Source organism: Nonomuraea sediminis (assembly GCF_018531495.1).
GTDB lineage: Bacteria > Actinomycetota > Actinomycetes > Streptosporangiales > Streptosporangiaceae > Nonomuraea > Nonomuraea sediminis.
Genome location: NZ_JAHDTI010000004.1, coordinates 815,745 through 837,663 on the forward strand (window position 1 = coordinate 815,745; position 21,919 = coordinate 837,663).

Genomic DNA, 21,919 nt, shown 5'->3' on the forward strand with positions numbered 1-21,919 from the left:
GTGACAGAGGATGGCAGGTATGGCTGGGAGGGTTGAGCCATGACGACGAAGGCGAAGCTCCTGGCGTTCACCATTGACTGCGCCGAGCCCAAGAAGATGGCCGAGTTCTACCACGCGATCACCGGCCTGGAGATCCAGTACTCGGAGGACGAGTACGCCGCCGTGGGGGACGGCACGACGAACATCTACTTCGGCCGCGTGCCCGACCGCAAGCCCGCCGTGTGGCCGGGGCCGGACAAGCAGTTCCACCTCGACTTCCGGGTGCCGGACGTGGAGAAGGCGGTCGGGGAGTACCTCGAGCTCGGCGCGACCCGCCCCGACTTCCAGCCCGGCATCACCGAGGAGGGCACCGGCTGGGTGGTCCTGCAGGACCCGGAAGGCCACCTGTTCTGCGTCTGCCCCGAACGCTCCTAGCCCCTCAACGCGGTGAGCAATATCGGCCCAAGGAAGGATTTAACTACTTTCCCGGCCCCATAAGCTGGGGCAATGCTCTTGGAAGGATCCATACCCCTGCGTAGCCGCCGATGACCTTGGTCGGGGTGCTGATCGCGCTGGCGGGGGCGCTGGGATACGCCGTCGGGGCGGCCATGCAGCAGTACGAGGCCGTCGCCGAGGGCGCGACACTGAGGCTGGTCCGCCGCCCCAGGTGGTGGATCGGCGGAGTGATCGGGTTCACCGGAGCGTGCCTGCACGCCGTGGCGCTGAGTTTCGCGCCGCTGGTGGCGGTGCAGCCGATCAGCGTGGCCACGCTGGTCTTCGCTGTCCCGCTCGCCGCGTTCATGTACGGGCGCAGGCCGTACCGGGCCGAGATCCTCGGGTCGATCGCCGTGGCCGTGGGGCTGCTCTGGCTGATGCTGCTGGTGCCGCAGCACAGCGTGACGCCGCGGCTGAGCACCGGGGCGGCGCTCGGTTTCCTGGCGGTGATCGGGCTGATCGTGCTGGTCACCCAGGTGCTGGGGAAGCGGGCGCACGGGCCGTCCAAGGCGCTGCTGCTGTCCGTGGGGGCGGGCGTGGTGACCGCGAGCGTGTCGACGTTCGTCCGCGTGGTGGGCGGCGGCATGCAGGGCGACTGGGGGCGGCTGCTGCACTGGTTCACGGTGGCCGTGCCCGTGCTGCTGGTCTGCGCGGTGGTGCTGCTGCAGCGGTCCTACGCGGTGGGGTACTTCGGCATCGCCTACGCGGGCGTGCAGGTCATCGACCCGATCACCTCGGTGCTCGCGGGCGCGATCCTGCTGGGGGAGCCGCTGCCCACGAGCCCGTCGACGGCGATCCCCGCGATGATCGCCGCCGCGCTGACCATCGGCGGCACGATCACGCTCGGGCGCCTGGCTCCTGATCACTCGAAGCCGGTGGTCGCCACGACAGAATCGCGTCCGCTGACCGCAACATCAGATCTGAACTGAGCCGCGTGGCCAGCGACAGGCCCGCGTCGCGCAGCCGTACGGCCAGCGGGTTGCGCAGCTTGGTCGCCCGGCAGATCGTCCACGACTTGCGCACGATGTCCCTGGTGCGCTCCATCCGCGTGGCGGTGTAGTCGGCCAGGCGGGGCGTGCGGGCCAGGACGACCGCGTCCTCGATGGCCTGGCAGGCGCCCTGGCCCAGGTTCGGCGTCATCGGGTGGGCCGCGTCGCCGACCAGCGCCGCCTTGCCGCGGTGGAGCGCGGGGATCGGCTCGTCCAGGAAGTACACGTCATTGCGGAGGATGCGCCCGGGTTCGGCGGCGTTCAGCAGCGCCGGGATCGGGTCGTGCCATCCGCCGAAGCGCCTGATCAGCTCCTCGCGCTCGTCCGCGTGCACCGCCCCCGCGGGGGACAGATCGGTGGCGTAGAAGTACACCAGGTCGCCCGCCAGCTCGTGCAGCCCGAAGACCGTCCCGCGGCCCCAGGTCTCCGAGCTGCGGATGGGCGCCGCGGGCAGCGCCGAGCGGGGGACGAGCCCGCGCCAGGCGGTCACGCCCGAATACCGCGGCCCCGGATGCTCGGGGAACAGGGCTCTGCGGGTGGCCGAGTGGATCCCGTCGGCCGCGACGATCAGGTCGGCCTCGAGCACCTCGTCCCCGGCGTGCACGGTCCCGGCGTCGGGATCGACCGCGGTGACGGTGACGCCGAGCCGTACCGGGCCCAGCGCGTCGGCGAGGAGCTCCACCATCGTGGCGCGCAGCATGACCACCACCGAGTCGCCGTAGCGCTCCTGGGCCAGGTCCTCGGTCGTGTGCACCAGCCAGTGGCCGTCGGGGCGCTTGATGCCGGCCTGGCCCTGGAGCCTGGACAGCTTGCGCACCTGGTCGCCCAGGCCGAGTGTGTCGAGGGCGCGCAGCGCGTTGGCCGCGATGGCCAGCCCTGAGCCCACCGGGTCGAGCCTGTCCGCCTGCTCGAGCACCGTGACCTCCCAACCCTCGCCGCGCAGCGCGAGCCCCGCCGTCAGCCCGCCGATGCCCGCACCGATCACCACCGCTTTCGGCATTTCCGCCAACTCCTCAGGGAAAACTACGTCTGTAGTTGAACCATACTACGGCTGTAGTTCGGACTGCAAGTGTAGTATCGGGTTCCGTGAAGAGGTCAGACGCGATAGCCGAGGCGGCGATCACCCTGCTCGCCGAGCGGGGCATGCGCGGGCTCACCCACCGCGCCGTCGACGAGATCGCGGGCCTGCCACCCGGCTCCACCTCGAACCTGGCGCGCACCAGGGCCGCGCTGCTCGAGCTCACCCTGTCGCGGCTGACCGATCTGGAGGCAGCGGTCTTCAACAGCCCGGTGCTGCCCGAACACCCGGACCTGGGCGGGCAGATGGCCCTGATCCTGCACACCCAGTTGCGGGACAAGCGGCGCACGCTGGCCCGCTACGAACTCGCCCTGGAGGCGACGCGGCGGCCCGAGCTGCGCACGATCTACGACAAGGCGGGCCGCCTGTTCCGCGATCCCGTCGTGCCGATGCTGGCCGCCGCGGGGTCGCGCGATCCGGTGCGGCACGCGCGGCAGCTCGTCGCCTTCGGGGAGGGCATCATGTTCGACGCGATCGTGGGCGCGGGCGTCGAGCCGACGCTCGACGAGCTGTCCACGATGATGCGCGAGTTCCTCGCCGGGATCCTCGCCTCCTGACCGCTGTACGGCGTGCGATCACACCCAGATGGCGCAGGCGACGCCGTCGCCGAACGTCTGCGGCGGCGAGGGCATGCAGCGAGCTCCGCCCGTGGCGACGCGTCGCGCCGTCCAGGCCGCGGCCGCGGCGTCCAGAACGTCGTCCACGCCCGCCATCGCGCCGGCCGTACCGAGGTCCCGGGGAACCGCGATGCCGGCGCCTTCGAGCAGGGCGCGCCGGCGCTCGGCACCTGCCCAGGTCGTCTTGCCGACCGGCAGTGGCGCCCCGGCCAGCTCGGCGAAGCAGACCTCCGGATGGACCTCGACGACCTTGTGATCCGTCAGGCCGATCCACCGGTCGACCTGCAGCAGTTTCTCCTTCAGGGCGAATGCCTGCCGCGAGATCCCTTCACCGGCCAGCCGCCGGTTGATCGCGACCGCAGCCGCATAGTCCTCGGCCTCCAGCGCCGCCCGGGTCGGCGTCATGAACACCGACGCCCAGCGTGCGCCTGCTGCCTGCCTGGCCAGGACGTCGGCCTCCCTGCGCCCGCGATCAGGCAGGCCGATCGGTATGTCGACGGACACGACGTCGAGCTCCCCGTCCTGCGTGGCCGCCGAGACCAGCTCGCCGATCCGCGGTGCGAAGTAGGCGTGTGCGAGCTTCCCTTGTACGGCGATGCCGATCCAACCCCGCTTGCATCCGTCGATGCCGAGCACCCGCATAACGCCATGGTCCCTCCTGGACGGTTCAGGCGAAGACGTCGGCGACGTAGCGGCTGCGGTCGCGTTCCATGTCGGACAGCCAGGCCTGCGCCTCTTCTGCGGTGGCGCCGGTGGCGTCCCGGTAGATGCGCAGGCACGTGTCGTAGACGGCCGGCGCCATCCGGCGCCCGTCGCCGCAGACGTAGAACACGGCGCCCTGCCGTACGAGCTCGACCACGTCGGCGCGGTCGGCCCACAGGCGGTCCTGGACGAAGCGGACCTCGCCCTCCGGCTGCTCGGAGAAGGCGGGTCGCAGCGACACTGCCGGCGCCCACTGGGCGAACTCGTCGGCGTACAGCAGGTCGGTGTCACGGGCGTCGCACCCGAAGAACAGCAGGGCGGGCCCGGGGGTCACACCCTCGGCTTCGGCACGAAGGGCTCGGTCCTGGACGAAGCCGCGGAACGGGGCGACGCCGGAGCCCGCGCAGACCATGACGACCGGCGTCGCCGGCGACTGCGGAGGGTGGAAGGCCACGTTGGACGGGCGGACCGTGACGGCCACCTTGGTGCCAGGCCGGGCCCCGGCGAGGTAGGTGGAGGCGGCGCCCTCATGGATCCCCGAACCTGACAGCGCGGGCGCGGACAGGACGGCAACGGTCAGCGTGACGTGGTCCTCACTCCACAGCGGGGAGGAGGAGATCGAATACTGCCGCGGCGTCAGCGGGGTGAGGAGCTGCAGGTACGTCGCGAACGGCAGCTGCACCGAGGGGAAGCGTTCCAGCAGGTCGAGCACGCTGACCCGGCGGTCGAGCACCTCGCCGGCGTAGGTCTGCTCGTCGGCGATCAGCCGCAGCAGCGCCGCCTTCTCAGGCGGGCAGGCGGTGGCCTCGGCCAGCTGTGCGATCTGGCGCCGCCCGGCGGGCTGCGAAAGCTCGACGTAGCAGCCCAGCAGCTCGCCCACGGCGATGGGCCGGTCGGTGGGCAGGAACGTCGGCCCGACGGAACTGAGTATGGCCTGCGCGTCATACGCCAAGGCGAATCGGGACAGCACCCGGTCGACCGTCGCGGCGGGGTTGAGCGGCAGCACCGCGAGATAGTCGCCCGTGCGGTAGGTCGCACCTTCGGGCAGGGCGATCTCGAGGTGGCGCTTGGAGCGGGCGTTCGGCCGGGACAGGTCGACGAGCTCGCGGTTGGCGACGACGGTGCCGAGCCGCAGGTCGTTGCCGCGCAGCAACGGGTCACGCATGGCGCCGGTGAACGTGACCTCCAGCTGGGACGAGGGCGCGGGATCGGCGTGAGTCTGGCCGAACTCGGCGCCGGCCTTCTCCCAGAAGTGCTCGTACCAGGCGTCGAAGTCGCCGAAGAAGTCGCCGCGCGCGTCGGCCTCGCCGCGCTCGACCAGCCGCTGCGCTCCGGCGGCTGCCAGGCGGTCGTCGATGAGGGTGGGGATGCGCTGGTAGGTGCGCGCCCAGTCCTTGTTGCCGCACCCGAACACGGCATACTTCACCCCGGCCAGCGAGGGCAGGTCCTCCGTCCAGGTCACGAAATTTCGGGCGTTGTCGGGTGGTAGACCCTCGTACGAGGCGGTGACGATCACCAGGGCGCCCTCGGGGGAGAGGTCGTCCGTGGCGCTGTCGAGCGTGCCGAGCTCCACGGTGTAGCCGCGCCGGCGGGCGTCACCCGCGATGCGCTGCGCGAACGCCTCCGCCGTCCCCGCGTTCGACCCGTACAGCACGCGGAGCGGGATGCCGTTGGCGGCGGACTCGACCTGAGGCCGTTCGGCCTTGGCGGCGCCGGGCTCGCTGGTGATCGTGACCGGCCTGCGCCGGACCCGGATGCCGAACCCCTCCGGCTTGATCGTGAGCGTCTGGTGGATCTTCAACTCGTAGTCGGGATCGGCCGCGAACAGGTCGAAGCGCTGCAGCAGCATGGCCAGGAACAGCTGGGCCTCCTGCAGCGCGAAACCCCGGCCGATGCACGAGCGAACCCCGTTGCCGAACGGCTTCCACGCGTCAGGCGGCAGCTGCTGGGCCTTGTCGAAGGAGAACCGGTCCGGGTCGAACCGCTCAGGGTCCGCCCAGACGGCCGGGTCGCGGTGCAGCGCCGGGGTCAGCACCAGGAGGGTGTCGTCCCTGGTCACCCGGTAGCGCCCGCCGATCGTCGTCTCCTGCTCGAGTGGCTTGACCGCGAAGGCGGGTGCGGTCGGCCACAGCCGCAGCGACTCCTTGAGCACCTGGTCGAGGTAGCCCAGCTTGGTGAGGTCCGCGTAGCGGGGCGCCCGGTCGCCGAGCACGCGCTCGACCTCCTCGCGGGCCCTGGTCAGGGTGTCCGGGTTGCGGAGCAGCTCGTAGAGGGTGAAGGTGAGCAACCCGCTGGTGGTCTCGTGGCCCGCGATGAGGAAGGTGACCATCTGGTAGCGGACGTTCTCGTCGTCGAGCGGTTCCCCGGTCTCCGGGTCGGTCGCGTGGAGCATCGTGTCGAGGATGTCGTGCCGGCCCTCCGGCGAGGGGTTGCGCCGCCGCTCGGCGATGAGCTCGTCGGCGATCGCGTACATGACGCTCTTGTCCTCTTCGTATTGCCGGCGGGTCAGCAGCATCAGCCGGTTCTGCAACGGCAAGCGCTGGGTGCGCTCCCCGGACTTGGTGAGCGCGTCGGCCATCGCGCCGACGAACGGGTGCATCGTTTCGGCGTAGAAGCTGTTGAACCGGTAGCTGAAGGCGCACAGCGAGATCGTGTCGAGCGTCAGCCGGGTGCAGCTGTCCGCGACGTCGATCACCTGGTTCTCGCCCTGGCGCTCCCACTTGAGCAGGAGCTGCTCGGCGATGTCGGCCATGCCGTCGAACATCGGGCGCAGCGCGGCGGGACCGAACGCGGGCATCAGGACGCGGTGCGCCTTGCCCCAGTTCCGCTCGACGGTGTCGGCGGTGAACAGGCCGTCCCCGGCGAAGTCGCGGACCTGGACCAGGGGAGCGTGCAGCTTCTTCTCGAACCGGCTCTCGTCGCACAGCTCCGTGACGAGCTCCTGGCTGCTCACCTGGATCAGGCTCTGGCCGGGCAGGCCGAGCTTGAGGACCGGACCGTGCTCGCGGGCCAGTCGCATGAGCCCCCGGATCGGGACCTCCTTGTCCATGTCGGGCAGGTTCCCCAGCAGAGGGTGGGGCTTCGGCTGAGGGATCGCCTCATATGCGCTCATGAAAGACCTCCTTCGGGACGCCTCCACGGTATGTGATGGTTTCATCAGAATCTGACGCCGAATCCAAAACTGATGTTTACATCACATGTGATGCCTATACTGTGGCTCATGAGTTCGCGGCTGGAGCGGCGTAAGGCGGAGACCCGCGGCAAGCTGCTGGTCGCCGCCCGTGCGTTGCTCGCGGAGACCGACAGCCTGCCGCAGGCGAGCATCCAGGAGATCACCGAGCTCGCCGACGTCGGATTCGGCTCGTTCTACAACCACTTCGACAGCAAGGCCGACCTCTTCCGTGCCGCCATCCTCGACGCGCTCGAGGAGGTCGGCGTGATCCTCGACCGGCTGCGGCAGGGGATGAACGACCCCGCCGAGGCGTTCGCGACGTCGATTCGCTTCGGTGCACGGCTGGTGGGCGCCGATCCGCAACTCGTCCAGGTGCTCGACAGGTACGGCCTGCCGTACCTCCGTGCCGAGGACGGCATCGCGGGACGGGTGCACAGCATCCTCGCCGAGGGCGGCGAAACCGGACGGTTCCGCGCCATCGACCCGCACGTCGGGCTGGCCGCCACGCTCGGCTCCATCCTCACCCTGATCCACCTGTCCCTTGCCGCTCCCGAGGCCGTGGGCGATGACGCCTGGGACGAACTCGCCGAGCGGCTCCTGCTCATGCTCGGGCTGGAGCCGGACGAGGCGCACACGATCGCCACGAAGCCGCTTCCTGATCTCTGACGGCCGGCTGGTGGACAGCCCGGCGGGCGTACGTCCTGGCCGCCCACCGAGCGCCTGCGGCCGTGCAGCCAAGGGAGTTGGCGTGGTTCTCCCGACCGGCTGCCAGGCCGGAGGTCATGTCAGATGCGCAGTGGAGCCGATCAGCTCCGGCTCGTCTATCGCCTGCGGCGTCAGCCGTACCCCGGTCACCCGCTCAGCCAGTGCCAAAGCGATCAGGATCGGATCGCCCCAGTCCTCCTCGGTGTCGGCATTCTCGGTGGGCATGCCCAGCTCGATCATGGACGGGAGCAGCCGATTCTCGTCCGCGCCGGAGCGAGCGTCAGGGTAGTCGGGCTCGAACTGGGTCACCACCTGCCCGTCCGCGGCGTAAACGAACTGCTGGTCGGCGTTGACGTTCAGGAACACCGAAGCCATCACCGTTCCCGGCGACAGACGCTTGGCCACGGTGTCCAGCGTGCCTGCGAAACCGTTCGGCTCGACCAGGATCGTGCCGCCCTCGACCGCGCTCGCCGTGATCGCGCCCTCGTCGAGCAGATCCTCTACTTCGGCTTCCTCTTCGGGGGTGATGTCCAGCCGGGCGAAGGCCTCGGCCGGGGTGAGGCCCCGCACGAAGGCGATGCAGAACGCCATCGCCAAGGCCTCATCGTGCCCGTCGAACCAAGCATAGTTTTCGGGGGTCATCCGGCTGCTCCTCGCGCGCTGGGGGTTGGGCAGGACAGAGGATGCCAGGCGCGGACGACAGAAAAGCACGTCTTGGTTGCTCGCCATACGGAGCGCCGACATCGCCGACGAACAGCCCAACCGACCCTGCGCCTGAAAGGCCCGGTGCCCAGGTCCGGCCCTTGGGTCAGTCGTGGGGGCACAGGGGGTGGTAGGGGACCTCGGGCAGGTGGTGGTTCCAGTCGGACTCGGTGAACGGGCCGTAGTGGGTGCAGATCGTGGCGGCGGCCTGCTCGGGAGGGACCGGGGAGGCGGCGTGGGCCAGGTCGATCGTCAGGACCGTGCCGCGCCCGGCGAGGACGCGCAGCCAGCGGCCCGAGGCGTCGAGGCGGGCCTGGGCGGGGCGGTCCGCGGCGGTGGGGACCTGGCGGTCGGCCACCAGAGCGCCGTCGGCCAGGCGCCACACGCGCAGCCGGTCGTTGTCCGTGCTGGCCAGCAGCTGACCGTCCGCGCTGAAACGCAGCGCGCCGGGCGAGGGACGCAGCCGGACCGGCAGCACGGGCACCCCGTCGAGGCGGTAGACCTGGACGCCGGTCTCCTCGGCGATCGCCACCCGCTCCCCGTCGGGCGCGAAGACCGTGTACTCCCACGGCATCCGGTCCAGCCACGGCGCCGCCGTACGCGCGCCCGAGGGGTAACGCCGCACGGACGAGCCCTTGCCCGCGAACTCCAGCGCCACCGCGTCGCGCGGCCCCACCACCACGTCGTCATCGGCGTAGACCGAGCGCCGCATCCGCAGGTCCCACACCCAGCGCTCGCCCGACTGCCGGGCCGCGGCGAACAGCAGCCCGCCGCCTGGGCTGAACCACGCCGTCTGCTGGCCGGGCGCACCGAGCCCGCGGCCGAAGGCGGGGCCCATCCCCGACGCGCTGCTCCACAGGTAGGTCCGATCCACGCCGACCAGGGCGAGCGTGTCGGAGACCGGCGACCAGGCCATCGCCCGCACGCTCTGCTCCGGGCCAGGCGACTGCGCGATCTCGGCGCCGGTCCGCAGGTCGTACACCCGTAGCGTGCCGTCGGTCAGCGCGGCCAGCCTGCCGCCGTCGTCGCTGATCGCGTAGACGGAACGGTCGTTGGCGTGCGGGTCGGTGAAGACGCCCACCGCCGCGTCGGCGTCCGAGCGGGCCAGCGCCCGCCGCGCCTCGGTCACCGGCGCCAGGCTCCACGCGGCCAGGCTCAGCTCGCGCGCCAGGACCGGGTCGGCCAGCCGTACCGCCTCCGCCCGGGAGGCCGCCACCCGGGCCATCGCGTGGTCCAGCCGGTCCTCGGCCGAGCCGCTCTGCCAGATCGCCACGCCCGCCGCCACCAGCGCCACGGACACCACCGCTGCCAGCACCGCCAGCCGCCCCCGCCGGCGCCCGGCCGCGATCCCCGCGTCGATGAAGCGCTGCTCGTCGGCGTTCAGTGTCAGGTGCCGCCGGCCGCTGGCCGCCCACGCCAGCGCCTGCCGGAGACGCTCGCCCCGGTACAGCTCGGCGTCCCGCCGCCCGCCACCCTCCCACCGCCGCGCCGCCCGCGCCAGATCCCGATGTACGGCCAGCCCGACCCGCTCCGCCTCCGCCCACTCCCGTAACCGCGGCCAGGCCCACAACAGCGCGGGCCACACCACCTCCACCGTGCCGCCCTCCGCGTCGTCGGGCGGCACGGATAACAGGGTGGCCTCGCCGTACGCGGTGAGGATGCGGCCGAGGGAGGCGACCTGGTCGGGCGTGCGGCCGGACAGGAGCTCGTCCAGGGGGACCGGCGCGCACCCTGAGGCGTCCGTGGTGACGAGGCGGAGGAAGATCTCGGGCACCAGCCCCTGGTCCGGGTGGCTGAGCCCGAGGAAGACCTCCTCGGCGAGCCCCCCGAGACCGGGATCGTGGACCGGCTCGGGCGGCAGCAGCCGGCCCTGCTGGGACTGCGGCGCGTCGAGCAGTGACAACAGCAGTTGCCTGGCGCCGGGCCGTTTCCTGGGGTCCCTGGAGGTGGCCGCGGCCGCCAGCCCGCGCAACTGCCGGTCGAGCGGCTCCGCCCCGCGCGCGGCGTAGAGCAGCACCTGCCCCCAGGCGTACACGTCGTCGGCGGGCTCGCCCGAGGCGACGCCCAGCCCGATGAGCCGCGGACCCGAATCGGTGAGCAGCACCCGGCCGGGATCGAGCGACCCGTGCACCGCGCCGGCCTCGTGGATGGCCGCCAGGGCCGTCGCCGTGGCGGTCGCCAGGCGGTAGAGGTCGCCGACGGCGTACGGGCCGTGCTCGTCGACGACCCGCCGCAGGCTCATCCCCTCGACGTACTCGCTGACCAGGTAGGTCGTGGCGACCTCGACCAGGTCGGCCACGTGCAGGGAGTGCACCTGGAGGGCGGCCTTGGCGGCGTCGGAGTCCACCGGCAGGGCGCGCAGGGCACGGCGCTGCCCCGACTCGTCGTAGGCCTCGAACACCTCGCCGCTGCCGAGCCGGGCGCCCAACCAGTAGCCTCCCAGCCGATCAGTCATGCGGGGTTTGACGCCGCCCTTCGGCTAACGGTTCAGACGATCCCGATGGTGTGGCCATTCTTCCTTGAGGATGCCGAAATACACCGAATCGCGCCAGGTGCCATCGGGACGCTTCTTGTGCCGGCGCAGGGTCCCCTCGTGCACGCCGCCGATGCGCCTGATCGCCTCCTGCGAGCGCAGGTTGAGGTGGTCGGTCTTGAGCATCACCCGGTTGTAGCCGAGCGAGAACGCGTGGTCGATCAGCAGGATCTTGCACGAGGTGTTGACCGCCGTACGCCAGACCGCCCGGCCGTACCAGGTCCACCCGATCTCGACGCTGTCGTCGAACCCGGGCACGTCGATGTAGGTGGTCCAGCCCACCGCGCGGCCCGTGGCCTTGAGTATCACCGCGAAGGGCACGTGCTCGGTCATCACCAGGGACGCCAGCGCGGCCAGCTCCTCCTTGGTACGCGGCGTCGTGGTGATCCAGCGCCACAGCTCGTCGTCGCCGCCGCCCGCGTCGAACAGGTCCGGCACGTGCGACAGGGTGAGCGGTTCCAGGCGCACGACGTCGTTCTCGAGCACCACGGGGCCGGGCATCTTCGCGGTCATGGCCGCACCCTATCGGGACGCTTGACCAGCCTTTATGGCCACATGGGGGAGATTGCGGAGGACCACCTGTCGACACGCATACCGGCCGGTCGGTAGGCTCACGAGCATGGACTTCGCCTTCGACACCGTCACCGAAGACCTTCGCGAGCGACTCCTGCGCTTCATGGACGAATGCGTCTATCCGGCCGAGTCCGCCTTCGAGGAGCAGGCCGCGGCCAGCGGCTGGAGCCAGCCGCCCCTGCTGGAAGACCTCAAGGACGAGGCCAGGAAACGCGGCCTGTGGAATCTCTTCTTGCCGGGCGAGCACGGAGCAGGGCTGACCAACCTGCAGTACGCGCCGCTCGCCGAGATCATGGGCAGGTCGCCGAGCATCGCCCCGACCGCCACCAACTGTGCGGCGCCCGACACCGGCAACATGGAAGTCCTGTCCATGTTCGGCAGCCAGTGGCAGCGCAAGGAGTGGCTGCAGCCGCTGCTCGACGGGGAGATCCGCTCGGCCTTCGCGATGACCGAGCCGGACGTGGCCTCCTCCGACGCCACGAACATCGCCACGAGGATCGACAGGGACGGCGCCGAGTACGTCATCAACGGCCGCAAGTGGTTCATCTCCGGCGCGATGAACCCGAACTGCAAGATCCTCATCGTCATGGGCAAGACGAACCCCGACGCGCCCAAGCACCGTCAGCAGTCCATGGTCCTGGTCCCGCGCGACACCCCCGGGCTGCACATCAAGCGCGGCATGACCGTCTTCGGCTACGACGACGGGCACCACGGCGGCCACGCCGAGGTGGTCTTCGACGACGTACGCGTGCCGGTGGACAACCTGATCGGCGAGGAGGGCGGCGGGTTCGCCATCGCGCAGGCCAGGCTGGGGCCCGGCCGCATCCACCACTGCATGCGGCTGATCGGCATGGCCGAGCGCGCGATCGAGCTGATGTGCAGGCGGGCGCTGTCAAGGACCGCGTTCGGCAAGACGGTGGCCGAGCAGGGCGTGGTGCAGGACTGGATCGCCGAGTCCAGGGTCCGCGTGGAGCAGTTGCGGCTGCTGGTGCTGAAGACCGCCTGGCTGATGGACACGGTCGGCAACCAGGGCGCGCACACCGAGATCCAGGCCATCAAGATCGCCACCCCCGCCTCCGTGGAGTGGATCATGGACAAGGCCATCCAGGTGCACGGCGCCGGCGGCGTCAGCCAGGACTTCCCGCTGGCCGGGCTGTGGGCGGGCGTGCGGTCGCTGCGCTTCGCCGACGGTCCCGACGAGGTGCACAAGCGGTCACTCGCCCACAGGGAGCTCAAGAAGTGGATGTAGCACAGCGCATCACCCGATTGCTCGACGAGCACGACCCCGCGGGCGACCCGCAGGAGTGGCTCGGCGCCCGCTACGACGCCGGCCTCGCCTGGGTGTGGTACCCGGAGGGCCTGGGCGGGCTTGGCCTGTCGCGGGACGTGCAGGCCGAGGTCGACCGGGCGCTGGCGGGCACCCCGCAGCCGACGGCCGTGCAGGGCATCGGCCTGGGCATGGCCGCGCCGACGATCCTGGCCTTCGGCACCGACGAGCAGAGGAAGCGTTTCCTGCGGCCGCTGTGGACCGGCGAGGAGATCTGGTGCCAGCTCTTCTCCGAGCCGGGCGCCGGATCCGACCTCGCCACGCTGGCGACGCGGGCCGTACGCGACGGGGACGAATGGATCGTCGACGGGCAGAAGGTGTGGACGTCCGGCGCCCACCACTCCCGCTGGGCCATCCTGGTCACCCGCACCGACCCCGACGTGCCCAAGCACCGCGGGCTGACGTACTTCGTCTGCGACATGCACGCGCCCGGCGTCGAGGTGCGGCCGCTGCGCCAGATCACCGGCGAGGCCGAGTTCAACGAGGTCTTCCTGACGGGTGTCCGGCTGGCCGACGACCTGCGCCTGGGCCAGGTCGGCGACGGCTGGCGGGTCGCGCAGACCACGCTGATGAACGAGCGCGTCGCGATCGGCGGCGCCCGCGTGCGGCGCGGCATGCTCGAGGTCATGGTCGAGGCCTGGCGCGAGCGGCCGGAGAACCGGACCCACGACCTGCACCAGCGGCTGCTGGCGCTCTACGTGGAGTCCGAGGTCACCCGGCTGTCAGGGGCCCGGCTCAGGGAGCAGCTCGCCGCCGGCCAGCCGGGGCCCGAGGGCTCGGGCATGAAGTTGTCCTTCGCCGAGCTCAACCAGGCGCTGTCCGGGCTGGAGCAGGAGTTCACCCGGGACCTGTCCTACGACGACTGGAGCTTCCGCCGCTCCGACACCGTCGACTTCTACGGCCGCGAGGCCGGATACCGCTACCTGCGGGCCAAGGGCAACTCGATCGAGGGCGGCACCTCGGAGATCCTGCGCAACATCGTCTCCGAACGGGTGCTCGGCCTGCCCTCCGAGCCCCGCATCGACAAGGACGTGCCCTGGAAGGACCTGCCTCGATGACCCTGCTCTACACGGAGGTCGAGGAGGAGCTGCGCGCCGCCGTGCGCGCCCTGCTCGCCGATCGCCTGCCGCCCGCCGCCGTGCTGAAGCGGGTTGAGGGCTCGCCGTACGACCTGGACCTGTGGAAGACCCTCGCGGGCGAGATCGGGGTGGCCGGGCTGCTCGTCCCCGAGGAGTACGGCGGGGCCGGCGCGTCGGCCGCCGAGGTGGGCGTCGTGCTGGAGGAGCTGGGGCGGGGAGTGGCGCCGGTGCCGTTCTTCACCAGTTCGGTGCTGGCCACGCACGCCCTGCTCCAGGCGGGCGCCGCTGACCTGCTGAGGGAGCTGGCCGCGGGGGAGAAGACCGCGGCGCTCGTGGTCTCCTTCGCCGCGTCGCCGTACGCGCCCGGTCGCGGAGCCCTCACGGGAACCGTGACGAACGTGGCGGGGGCCGAGGTGGCCGACGTGCTGCTCGTGGTCGTCGACGGGACGCTGCACCAGGTCGAGGGGGCGCGCGTCGAGGTGAAGCCGTCGCTGGACCTCACGCGGCCGGTCGCGACCGTCACCCTGGACGGCGGTGCGACCCCGCTCGGCCCGTGCGACCTGGCGCAGACGCTCAGGTTCGGCGCGGGGATGCTGGCCTCCGAGCAACTCGGCGTGGCCGAGTGGTGCCTGGACACGACGCTCGCCTACGTCAAGGAGCGGCACCAGTTCGCCCGCCCGATCGGGTCGTTCCAGGCGGTCAAGCACCGGCTGGCCGATCTGTGGCTGGACGTGGTCCGCGCCAGGGCCGCCGCCCGCGGCGTGATCGTGGACCCCTCACCCAGGCAGGTCGCGGTGAGCCAGGCCTGGAACGCGGCGGTGGCCGTGCACGCCGCGGAAGAGGCGCTGCAACTACATGGCGGCATCGGGATGACCTGGGAGCACCCTATCCATCTCTACCTCAAGCGCGCCAAGGCCACCGAGATCGCGCTCGGCACCCCGGGCGACCACCGGGAGGCCCTGGCCGAGCTAGCCGATCTCCCCGGACCTGAGTGAGGTCAGCAGCAGGTCGGCGAAGTGCTTGCCCACCTGGGCGCCGGTCAGCGGCCCGTCCGCGTGGTACCACGTGCCCAGGTGGTGGACCGAGCCGAAGAAGAAGTCGACCACGATCTCGGCCGGGACCCGGTCGCTGAAGACGCCCTCACGCTGCCCCTCGGCCACCAGGTCGCGGAAGCGCTCGTGGTAGCGGCGGCGGTCGGCGCGCACGTTCTTCTGGGTCTCGGGCGCCAGCAGGTGCATCGAGCGGAAGAAGATCTTCGTGTCGTCCAGGTTGGCCGTGCTGGTCTCCACCACGTCGGCGGCGGCCGCGTGCAGCCGTTCCGCGACCGTGCCCGGCCCGTCGGCGATGCTGGTCAGCCGCTCCATCTGCATGCGCAGCACGCGGCCGTAGATCTCGTGGAGCAGATCATCCTTGGAGTCGAAGTAGTGGTACATGGCCCCCTTGGTGACTCCGGCCGCGAGCACGATCTCCTGCACCGAGGTGCCTTCGAAACCGCGCTCGGCGAACAGGCGGGTGGCCTCCCCTAGCAACCTCTGCCGTACCGGCTCATCTTTCACACCCACCAGCATACCGACTGGTCGGTAGATGGGTCTCGCGGGTGTTATTTCCCTCACCTTAGGATGGCCTTTGTTCCGGCTGGGTATGACCTTGACCGGCGAGGGATCTTCGGCGTTGCAGATCCTGGTATTGGCGATGAACTCGGGGAGTTTGCCGTGCCCGGTGGGTCGATCTATGTGCAGCAGGACCCGAAGTTCACTGGAGCATCCCCTCAGTGGTACTTCGAGACGTACTGGCGCGAGGGTGCCAAGGGCCGAAGGCGGTCCAGGGCCATCAAGGCGGCCGTCGGCTTAGTGGCCGGCTTCGCGCTGGCTCTCCGCTTCGATCTGGCGGGCGCCGCGGTTTACGGGCTGGCGCTCGCGGCGGTCGTGGCGGGAATCGACTGGTACGTGAGCTGGCGGAGCTTCGCCGCGACGGCGGTGTGGCGGGGTAAACGGCGCGGTGAGCAGATCACCGGCAAGCTGCTGCGCCGCGCGCTGCGCAAGCGCGGCTACAGCGTGCTCGACGGGCGCGCGATCAGGGGTCAGGCCTCCATCGATCACCTGGTGATCGGTCCCGGTGGCGTGTGGATCGTGGACAACGAGTCGTGGAGTCCCGACACGGAGATCGCGACGTACGGCGGGCGGCTGTTCTTCGGCGAGAAGTACGGCACCAAGGTGGCCAAACCACTGGTCGACACCGCGTCCGCGTTCGCCGAGGTGCTCACGCGGGAGACCAGGGTGCCCGTCACGATCACGCCGCTGCTCGCCGTCCACTGCGGGCAGTTGCCGCGCGGCGGGATCCTCACGGCCGAGGGCCTGACGCTGCTCAAGCCCCGGAAGGCGGCCAAGGTGATCATCGCGGCCAGCGAGCGCGTGCTCGACGACGAGCAGATCGAGTTGCTGTCCAGGACCGCGGCGCGGGAGCTGCTGAAGTCCTAGGCCAGCTCCTCGATGAACGCCGTCAGCTGGGCGACATTTCGGCATTCGGTCATGGGGACGACGGTGCCGTAGTCGGTGGCGATCGAGTCGCCGGTGTCCCACTGCTGCCTCGGCTCCGGGTTGAGCCAGTAGGCGTGGCGGGCCCCGGCGGTGAGCCGTTTCAGCGTGTCCAGGGCAGGCGGCTGGTAGTTCGAGCGGGCGTCGCCGAGGATCAGCAGCGACGTCTTGGGGCCGATGGCCTCGCCGTACTTCTCGGTGAACTCCTCGAAGGCGTGGCCGTAGTTGGTGCGGCCGAACCGCACCATGTTCGCCTCGTTCGCCAGCCTGGTCATGGCGTCCACCACGTCGGCGCCGGGGACGAAGAAGCGGGTGATCTCGTCGATCGTGTCGACGAAGCCGAACGCCCTGACCTTGGTGAACTGTTCGCGCAGCGCGTAGGTGAGCAGCAGCGTGAAGTGCGCGAACGTCGACACCGAGTCACTGGTGTCGCACAGCACGACCAGCTCGGGCTTGTGCGGGCGCGGCGGCTTGAAATGCGTGGTCAGCGGCACGCCGCCGCTCTGCAGCGAGGCGCGCATCGTGCGGCGGAAGTCGAGCCTGCCCCGCTTGCCGTGCTTGTGCTTGATCGTCAGGCGGGCGGCCAGCCTGCGGGCCAGCGGGTAGACCTCCCTGCGCAGCCTGGCCAGGTCGGCCTTGGTGACGCGCAGGAAGTCGATCTGGTCCAGCGGCGGGCGTACGGCGGAGCGGGCGATCCGCTCGATGCCCGCGTCCTCGGCGATCCTGCGCCTGACGTCGGCGGCGACCGCGTCCTCGAAGCGTTTGATGTTGTCGTTCACCCGCTGGCGCGTGGTCTTCTCCTCCAGGCCGCCTCTGAGCACGTTCTGCAGGAGCCTGGCCATCAGCGTCTCCGGCGACAGGGCCCGCATCACGCTGTAGGAGAACCAGTTCTGCCTGCCGGGGCCCGCGGGCTGGCGGCCGAAGCGCTCGACCATGGCTCGGGCGAACTCCCGCAGCTCGGGGTCCGTCGAGCCGTCGAGGAGGTCGGCCAGGTAGTCGCGGAGTTCCTCGACGGTCGCCTCTTCCGGATTTATCGGGGTTTGGGACCGCTGGCCGTACAGGCCTGTCGTGGACGGCGGGAACCACAGGTCGAACAGCACGTCGAACCCGGGGCGATAGGCCGGCTTCTTCACCAGCGTGGCCGCGTAGGCCGCTCTGAGCGACTCGCGCTCGGCCAGGTCGATCACCTGCAGCGCGCGGGCCGCGTCCAGCCCCTCGGCCAGCGACACTGGCAGCCCCGCCTCGCGCAGCGCGTGCACGAACCCGATGTGCCTATCGATCAGCGACATCGGGCAGTCCGAGCTCCTTGACGGCCCGCGTCTGGTCGGAGACGTGCTTGAGCACCACCCCGAGCGTGCCCGCCATCGTCGCCTCGTCCAGGTCGTCGCGGCCCAGCGCGAGCAGCGTGTTGGCCCAGTCGACGGTCTCGGCCACCGACGGCGCCTTCTTCAGCTCCAGCGCCCGCAGCGTGGCCACGGTCCTGGCGAGCTGCTCGGCCAGGCTCTGCGTGATCGTCGGGACCTGTTTCATGAGGATGTCCCGCTCCCGCTCGGGCGTGGGGTACTCGATGTGCAGGTACAGACAGCGTCGCTTGAGCGCCTCCGACAGCTCCCTGGTCGCGTTCGAGGTCAGCACCACGTACGGCTTGCGCGCCGCCGTGATCGTGCCCAGCTCGGGAATCGTCACCTGGAAGTCCGACAGCAGCTCGAGCAGCAGGCCCTCGACCTCGACGTCGGCCTTGTCCATCTCGTCGATCAGCAGCACCGTCGGGTGGGTGGCCCTGATCGCCTTCAGCAGCGGGCGCTCGAGCAGGAACTCCTCGCCGAAGATGTCGTCGTCGGCGCTGGTGGCCTGGATGCGCAGCAGCTGCTTCTTGTAGTTCCACTCGTAGAGCGCCCTGGCCTCGTCCAGGCCCTCGTAGCACTGGAGCCTGACCAGCTCGCTTCCCGTGGCCTGCGCCACGGCCTTGGCCAGCTGCGTCTTGCCCACGCCCGCGGGTCCCTCGACCAGCAGCGGCTTGCCCAGAGCTGCGGCCAGGAACACGCTCGTGGAGATGGCGTCGTCGGAGAGATAGTCCACGCCGGCCAGCCGCCGCGACACGTCGGCGGGCGAGTCGAACCACATAGGCACTCCAGATCGGACCGAATGTTGTTCTAGCATACCGATTCGACCAGGATGCCGCGGGCCGGTATATTCATCGCTGCGCGCCGCTAGCTCAGTTGGTTAGAGCAGCTGACTCTTAATCAGCGGGTCCGGGGTTCGAGTCCCTGGCGGCGCACCGCAGGAAACCCCAGCTCTCGTGGACGTGAGCTGGGGTTTCTTCGTTTGACGCCCCGCCTGCTGGGTGGTGCGGTTCCCCCCGATTGGGGCTCTCCGTGATGGACGAGACCGCGGCGCCTGGATCAGGCAGTCCTCAGCGCCCGTCCGGTGGGGCTGTTCCGTCGGGCCAGACGCAGGTTGAGGTGGCGGCGAGGAAGAGATCGTCGCCTTCCGCCCAGGTGAGGGCGAGGATGAACCCGTCCGGCTGGGACTCGCCGCTGAGGTCGGGGTTATCTGGCTTGCCGGAGGCGACGATGCGGTGTCCCTGCGCCTGCCAGTAGGCGCGGACCTGGCGCGAGATGTTCATGTTCTCGCTCTTGGGGATCTCGCGGAGCCAGTAGGCACGGTTGATGGTGACCTTGCCTGGTGGCTCGCTGTCGTGGGTGCACTCCTCCGGCCCTGTGCCGTGGGGGATGAGTTCGAGGCGAGGCTCGGGTCTGAGAGCGGCAGCGGTGTCTTTGATGAGCTGCTCGACACGGGCGGTTGCTTGGTCCTGGGTGATGGTGTGGTCGTTCACGGTGCATCCGGTGAGGAGGAGTAGGGCTACCAGGGCGCGCGCGGCATGAGGGATGGCAGTCATGGTGGCGTCACCTGCTGGAGTCGAAGGGCTAGGTCGGGGGCGAGGTCAGGAGCCAGCATCTGTGGACGGCCGAGCGGGCTCTCCGGAGCGGTGAGCTTGTCGTACTGGCCGTTGATGAGGCGGCCCATGTTCCGTAGGGAGGTGGAGTCGCGGTCCCAGTAGCTGCTGTGGGCGGCGGTCCATACGGTTCTGCCGACCGGGAAGTGTTGGGCGCCGAAGGAGTGGTGCCCGGGATCTGCGCCGAATCTGCCCAGCGCGGCGACGGGGTCGCCACCGGCTTCGCCGACCCAGACATGCTGGGGATCCACTCCCAGGTCGGCGGCGTGGTCGACGCCGACGCCGGGGCTGCCGACCAGGATCAGGTCGTCGGCGAGTTTGCCGGGGCGGAGCGTGGCGGCGTGGCCGGTGGTCAGCGAGCCGTAGCTGTGGCCGATGACGACGGCGCGTGCCGTACCGGAAGGCTGGTGGGCGGCGTGGAGGCCGTCCTGGAAGGCGGCCAGGGATGCGCCGCCACGTGCGGCGGCGCTTTCGAAGGCGACGGACGTGGTCGGGTTGAGGAGGGTGGGGTCGATCTGGGGTGCGTCGTAGCCGTACCAGGTGATGCAGGCGATGGTGCGGTCGCCGCTGGTCTTGGCGGCCTGCTGCCACAGGGCGCGCGCCTGTTGCAGGTCGCCGTGGACGGTGTCGAGCTTGCTGGTGAGGCCGGAGACGTTGGTGACGGTGATGTCGGCGGTATCGGGGTCGCCCCAGGAGACGATCAGCCTGCCCAGTCCGACCAGGTCGAAGCCGAGGAGCAGCGGTTGCGGGTAGCCGGGGGCCGGCTGGAGTTCCTTCTCGATGAGCTGGATGCGCCGCAGTTGGTCGGCGAGGTGCTCCCAGCGCCCGAGAGCGACGGGGTTGCTTCGGGCCTCGGCAGTGGCGGCGTCGAGCTCTCGGGTCGATCTGGCCTTCTCGGCGGTGAGCCAGTGCCGGTTGGACTGGTCGCGGACGCCGGCGGGAAGCCCGTTGAGCAGCCCGAAGCCGGGCAGCGCCATGAGGTGCTGTCGCAGGGTCGTGTCGAGGGTCTGCCACCAGGCATTCACGCGCGCGGCCAAGGACCCCTCGTTTCCCTGCTCCTGGAGGGCAAGCAGCGCACGGATCGCCTGCACGTCTCCTACGGCGAGACGGTCGAGCGTGGCGGTGATGCCGTGGCGGTCTGTCGCGCCGGCGCCGAACAGCCCGTAGGCGGCCACTGTTACGGGCAACAAGGTCCACGGCACGGCTTGCTGGATGCGGGTCAACCGGCGGCGTAGGTCCTCACCATGGGTGGCAGCCCAGCGGGCGATGTCGCCGACGGTCTGCCCAGGTTGGGCAGACAGACCCTGGGCGGACAGTTCGCCGGCGAGCTGAGCTCCGGCGGCGGAGAGGGTGTGGCCGGCGTGGTCGAGGGCGGAGACGAGAGCGGTCATGGCGCGGGGATCGATGCCCTGGAAGGCGCCGGATGGAGCGCTCATCGCGGTCACCGGGGAGGTCAGGGCGGGTAGGCCGGGTGCGGGGCCGCCGTGCCGTACGACCAGGTCGGCCAGCGCGCGCAGCGCGTCGGTGAAGGCGGCCTGCAGAGCTGTACGCCGTTGGGTCAGATCGGCGGTGAAGGTGGGGGCGCCGCCGCCGATCCAGGCGTGGGCGTGCATGAGGCGGGTGGCGGTGTCGAGGGCGGCATCGTGGGCTGCGGCGAGTGCGCGTACTCGTCCGAAGGCTGCCAGAGCTGCTGTGTGATCCGCCATGAGGTGGTTCAGGATGGCAGGACCATCGGTGGCCGCTCAGGTGATCGGCGGCTCACCCGAGTACGCGGCGACTTGCCCGGGAAGTGGCGATTGCGGGCTAGCGTGTGCAGGTGGGCCTTCTCGATCATGAGGCGCTCGAGCGGTCGTCGGTGGTGGCCAACAACCGGATGAACCGTGAGCGCCGGCTGCGCGCCTACCGGCGCGAGCTGGGCGTGGATGTCGCCGCGTTCCTGGCGTCACGGCCTGGCGCGCGGTGGCTGGATCTGTGCTGCGGCACCGGCAACGCGTTGTCCGAGGCGGCGGACACGGTCACCGGTGACGTGGAGATCGTCGGAGTGGACCTGGTGGACTTCTTCGCCGTCCCGCCGCGTCCGCCTCGCCTTCAGCTGATCACTGCGTCGGTGACGGCATGGGAGCCTGATGCTGCGTTCGATCTGATCACCTGCGTGCACGGGCTGCACTACGTGGGCGACAAGCTCGGCGTGATCAGTAGGGCGGTGCGGTGGTTGACCGAGGACGGGTTGTTCGTGGCCAACTTCGATGCCCGTAGCGTCCGGCGGGCGGACGGGGCTCCGGCGGGGCCAAGGTTTGTCCGTGCCCTGCGGGAGGCCGGGCTGGACTACGACACCCGCAACCGGCGCCTTCGTAGCCACGGCAGGCGGGAGGTCCGCTTGCCGTACCGCTTTGTGGGAGCCGATGATCAGGTCGGCCCGAACTACACCGGGCAGCCCGCCGTCAACTCGCACTACACGGCACCGAACAGGTAGGGAGC

The 21,919-nt window shown here is 70.4% G+C and carries 20 protein-coding genes and 1 tRNA gene; 10 read left to right on the top strand and 11 right to left on the bottom strand.

Features of this window, described 5'->3' with window-relative positions:
• The first annotated feature begins 39 nt into the window (after positions 1–39).
• Both KIK09_RS23605 and KIK09_RS23610 read left to right on the top strand, forming a co-directional pair.
• Positions 40–414: a VOC family protein gene (locus KIK09_RS23605; RefSeq protein ID WP_214321440.1), complete on the top strand. Its 375-nt coding sequence runs from the start codon at positions 40–42 to the stop codon at positions 412–414.
• Positions 415–524: 110 nt separating this feature from the next.
• Positions 525–1,403: a DMT family transporter gene (locus KIK09_RS23610; RefSeq protein ID WP_214321441.1), complete on the top strand. Its 879-nt coding sequence runs from the start codon at positions 525–527 to the stop codon at positions 1,401–1,403.
• Here KIK09_RS23610 and KIK09_RS23615 read toward each other — a convergent pair.
• Complete coding sequence (locus KIK09_RS23615) at positions 1,312–2,463, bottom strand: FAD-dependent monooxygenase (RefSeq protein ID WP_214321442.1); 1,152 nt, start codon at positions 2,461–2,463, stop codon at positions 1,312–1,314. The two genes, KIK09_RS23610 and KIK09_RS23615, sit on opposite strands and share 92 nt — an antisense overlap.
• 86 nt (positions 2,464–2,549) lie before the next feature.
• Between KIK09_RS23615 and KIK09_RS23620 the strand changes: the two genes are divergently transcribed.
• Positions 2,550–3,098 (top strand): TetR/AcrR family transcriptional regulator, encoded by a 549-nt coding sequence (locus tag KIK09_RS23620; RefSeq protein WP_308164252.1) that lies wholly within the window; start codon positions 2,550–2,552, stop codon positions 3,096–3,098.
• 18 nt (positions 3,099–3,116) lie between these two features.
• Here KIK09_RS23620 and KIK09_RS23625 read toward each other — a convergent pair whose 3' ends face one another.
• Both KIK09_RS23625 and KIK09_RS23630 read right to left on the bottom strand, forming a co-directional pair.
• Positions 3,117–3,800, bottom strand: a complete 684-nt coding sequence (locus KIK09_RS23625; RefSeq protein WP_214321443.1) for a DUF429 domain-containing protein — start codon at positions 3,798–3,800, stop codon at positions 3,117–3,119.
• 25 nt (positions 3,801–3,825) lie between these two features.
• A complete protein-coding gene (locus KIK09_RS23630; RefSeq protein WP_214321444.1) occupies positions 3,826–6,972 on the bottom strand; it encodes a bifunctional cytochrome P450/NADPH--P450 reductase in 3,147 nt (1,048 codons plus the stop codon).
• A 108-nt stretch (positions 6,973–7,080) separates the two neighbouring features.
• Here KIK09_RS23630 and KIK09_RS23635 point away from each other — a divergent pair, with 108 nt between their 5' ends.
• Positions 7,081–7,698, top strand: a complete 618-nt coding sequence (locus KIK09_RS23635) for a TetR/AcrR family transcriptional regulator (protein WP_214321445.1) — start codon at positions 7,081–7,083, stop codon at positions 7,696–7,698.
• A gap of 114 nt (positions 7,699–7,812) precedes the next feature.
• Here the strand turns inward: KIK09_RS23635 and KIK09_RS23640 are convergent, their stop codons facing one another.
• The 3 genes from KIK09_RS23640 to KIK09_RS23650 form a co-directional block, all read right to left on the bottom strand.
• Positions 7,813–8,379 carry a DUF6461 domain-containing protein gene (locus KIK09_RS23640; protein WP_214321446.1) on the bottom strand — a complete coding sequence of 189 codons (567 nt, stop codon included), beginning with the start codon at positions 8,377–8,379 and terminating at the stop codon, positions 7,813–7,815.
• A 166-nt stretch (positions 8,380–8,545) separates the two neighbouring features.
• On the bottom strand, positions 8,546–10,894 hold the full coding sequence (locus KIK09_RS23645; RefSeq protein WP_214321447.1) for an nSTAND1 domain-containing NTPase: 2,349 nt from the start codon (positions 10,892–10,894) through the stop codon (positions 8,546–8,548).
• A 24-nt stretch (positions 10,895–10,918) separates the two neighbouring features.
• Positions 10,919–11,485: a GNAT family N-acetyltransferase gene (locus KIK09_RS23650; protein WP_214321448.1), complete on the bottom strand. Its 567-nt coding sequence runs from the start codon at positions 11,483–11,485 to the stop codon at positions 10,919–10,921.
• A gap of 106 nt (positions 11,486–11,591) precedes the next feature.
• Here KIK09_RS23650 and KIK09_RS23655 point away from each other — a divergent pair, with 106 nt between their 5' ends.
• From KIK09_RS23655 to KIK09_RS23665, 3 genes are read left to right on the top strand one after another with little or no spacing between them, the layout of a single operon-like run.
• Positions 11,592–12,794, top strand: a complete 1,203-nt coding sequence (locus KIK09_RS23655) for an acyl-CoA dehydrogenase family protein (protein ID WP_214321449.1) — start codon at positions 11,592–11,594, stop codon at positions 12,792–12,794.
• Positions 12,785–13,930 (top strand): acyl-CoA dehydrogenase family protein, encoded by a 1,146-nt coding sequence (locus tag KIK09_RS23660; protein WP_214321450.1) that lies wholly within the window; start codon positions 12,785–12,787, stop codon positions 13,928–13,930. Before KIK09_RS23655 ends, KIK09_RS23660 begins: the two co-directional genes overlap by 10 nt.
• Positions 13,927–14,946 (top strand): acyl-CoA dehydrogenase family protein, encoded by a 1,020-nt coding sequence (locus KIK09_RS23665; RefSeq protein WP_214321451.1) that lies wholly within the window; start codon positions 13,927–13,929, stop codon positions 14,944–14,946. Before KIK09_RS23660 ends, KIK09_RS23665 begins: the two co-directional genes overlap by 4 nt.
• Here the strand turns inward: KIK09_RS23665 and KIK09_RS23670 are convergent.
• A complete protein-coding gene (locus KIK09_RS23670) occupies positions 14,920–15,507 on the bottom strand; it encodes a TetR/AcrR family transcriptional regulator (protein WP_308164253.1) in 588 nt (195 codons plus the stop codon). The genes KIK09_RS23665 and KIK09_RS23670 overlap by 27 nt on opposite strands.
• Positions 15,508–15,663: 156 nt before the next feature.
• On the opposite strand from KIK09_RS23670, the gene KIK09_RS23675 reads away from it, so the two are divergent.
• A complete protein-coding gene (locus KIK09_RS23675) occupies positions 15,664–16,428 on the top strand; it encodes a nuclease-related domain-containing protein (protein ID WP_214321453.1) in 765 nt (254 codons plus the stop codon).
• Here the strand turns inward: KIK09_RS23675 and KIK09_RS23680 are convergent.
• The gene (locus KIK09_RS23680; RefSeq protein WP_214321454.1) at positions 16,425–17,774 is read right to left on the bottom strand and encodes a vWA domain-containing protein; all 1,350 of its coding nucleotides are present in this window, start codon (positions 17,772–17,774) and stop codon (positions 16,425–16,427) included. The genes KIK09_RS23675 and KIK09_RS23680 overlap by 4 nt on opposite strands.
• Positions 17,758–18,609 (bottom strand): AAA family ATPase, encoded by an 852-nt coding sequence (locus KIK09_RS23685; protein ID WP_214321455.1) that lies wholly within the window; start codon positions 18,607–18,609, stop codon positions 17,758–17,760. Before KIK09_RS23685 ends, KIK09_RS23680 begins: the two co-directional genes overlap by 17 nt.
• Before the next feature lie 80 nt (positions 18,610–18,689).
• Between KIK09_RS23685 and KIK09_RS23690 the strand changes: the two genes are divergently transcribed.
• Positions 18,690–18,763, top strand: a tRNA-Lys gene (locus KIK09_RS23690).
• A gap of 135 nt (positions 18,764–18,898) precedes the next feature.
• On the opposite strand, the gene KIK09_RS23695 is transcribed toward KIK09_RS23690, so the two are convergent.
• Positions 18,899–19,384 (bottom strand): hypothetical protein, encoded by a 486-nt coding sequence (locus tag KIK09_RS23695; RefSeq protein ID WP_214321456.1) that lies wholly within the window; start codon positions 19,382–19,384, stop codon positions 18,899–18,901.
• Positions 19,381–21,147 (bottom strand): alpha/beta hydrolase, encoded by a 1,767-nt coding sequence (locus KIK09_RS23700; protein WP_214321457.1) that lies wholly within the window; start codon positions 21,145–21,147, stop codon positions 19,381–19,383. Before KIK09_RS23700 ends, KIK09_RS23695 begins: the two co-directional genes overlap by 4 nt.
• 110 nt (positions 21,148–21,257) lie before the next feature.
• Here KIK09_RS23700 and KIK09_RS23705 point away from each other — a divergent pair, with 110 nt between their 5' ends.
• The gene (locus KIK09_RS23705) at positions 21,258–21,914 is read left to right on the top strand and encodes a class I SAM-dependent methyltransferase (protein WP_308164254.1); all 657 of its coding nucleotides are present in this window, start codon (positions 21,258–21,260) and stop codon (positions 21,912–21,914) included.
• The last annotated feature ends 5 nt before the right edge of the window (positions 21,915–21,919 follow it).

Coding starts and splice junctions, on each gene's coding strand:
- KIK09_RS23605 (WP_214321440.1), top strand. CDS start 40: ATGACGACGAAGGCGAAGCTCCTGGCGTTCACCATTGACTGCGCCGAG.
- KIK09_RS23610 (WP_214321441.1), top strand. CDS start 525: ATGACCTTGGTCGGGGTGCTGATCGCGCTGGCGGGGGCGCTGGGATAC.
- KIK09_RS23615 (WP_214321442.1), bottom strand. CDS start 2,463: ATGCCGAAAGCGGTGGTGATCGGTGCGGGCATCGGCGGGCTGACGGCG.
- KIK09_RS23625 (WP_214321443.1), bottom strand. CDS start 3,800: ATGCGGGTGCTCGGCATCGACGGATGCAAGCGGGGTTGGATCGGCATC.
- KIK09_RS23630 (WP_214321444.1), bottom strand. CDS start 6,972: ATGAGCGCATATGAGGCGATCCCTCAGCCGAAGCCCCACCCTCTGCTG.
- KIK09_RS23635 (WP_214321445.1), top strand. CDS start 7,081: ATGAGTTCGCGGCTGGAGCGGCGTAAGGCGGAGACCCGCGGCAAGCTG.
- KIK09_RS23640 (WP_214321446.1), bottom strand. CDS start 8,379: ATGACCCCCGAAAACTATGCTTGGTTCGACGGGCACGATGAGGCCTTG.
- KIK09_RS23645 (WP_214321447.1), bottom strand. CDS start 10,894: ATGACTGATCGGCTGGGAGGCTACTGGTTGGGCGCCCGGCTCGGCAGC.
- KIK09_RS23650 (WP_214321448.1), bottom strand. CDS start 11,485: ATGACCGCGAAGATGCCCGGCCCCGTGGTGCTCGAGAACGACGTCGTG.
- KIK09_RS23655 (WP_214321449.1), top strand. CDS start 11,592: ATGGACTTCGCCTTCGACACCGTCACCGAAGACCTTCGCGAGCGACTC.
- KIK09_RS23665 (WP_214321451.1), top strand. CDS start 13,927: ATGACCCTGCTCTACACGGAGGTCGAGGAGGAGCTGCGCGCCGCCGTG.
- KIK09_RS23680 (WP_214321454.1), bottom strand. CDS start 17,774: ATGTCGCTGATCGATAGGCACATCGGGTTCGTGCACGCGCTGCGCGAG.
- KIK09_RS23685 (WP_214321455.1), bottom strand. CDS start 18,609: ATGTGGTTCGACTCGCCCGCCGACGTGTCGCGGCGGCTGGCCGGCGTG.
- KIK09_RS23695 (WP_214321456.1), bottom strand. CDS start 19,384: ATGACTGCCATCCCTCATGCCGCGCGCGCCCTGGTAGCCCTACTCCTC.
- KIK09_RS23700 (WP_214321457.1), bottom strand. CDS start 21,147: ATGGCGGATCACACAGCAGCTCTGGCAGCCTTCGGACGAGTACGCGCA.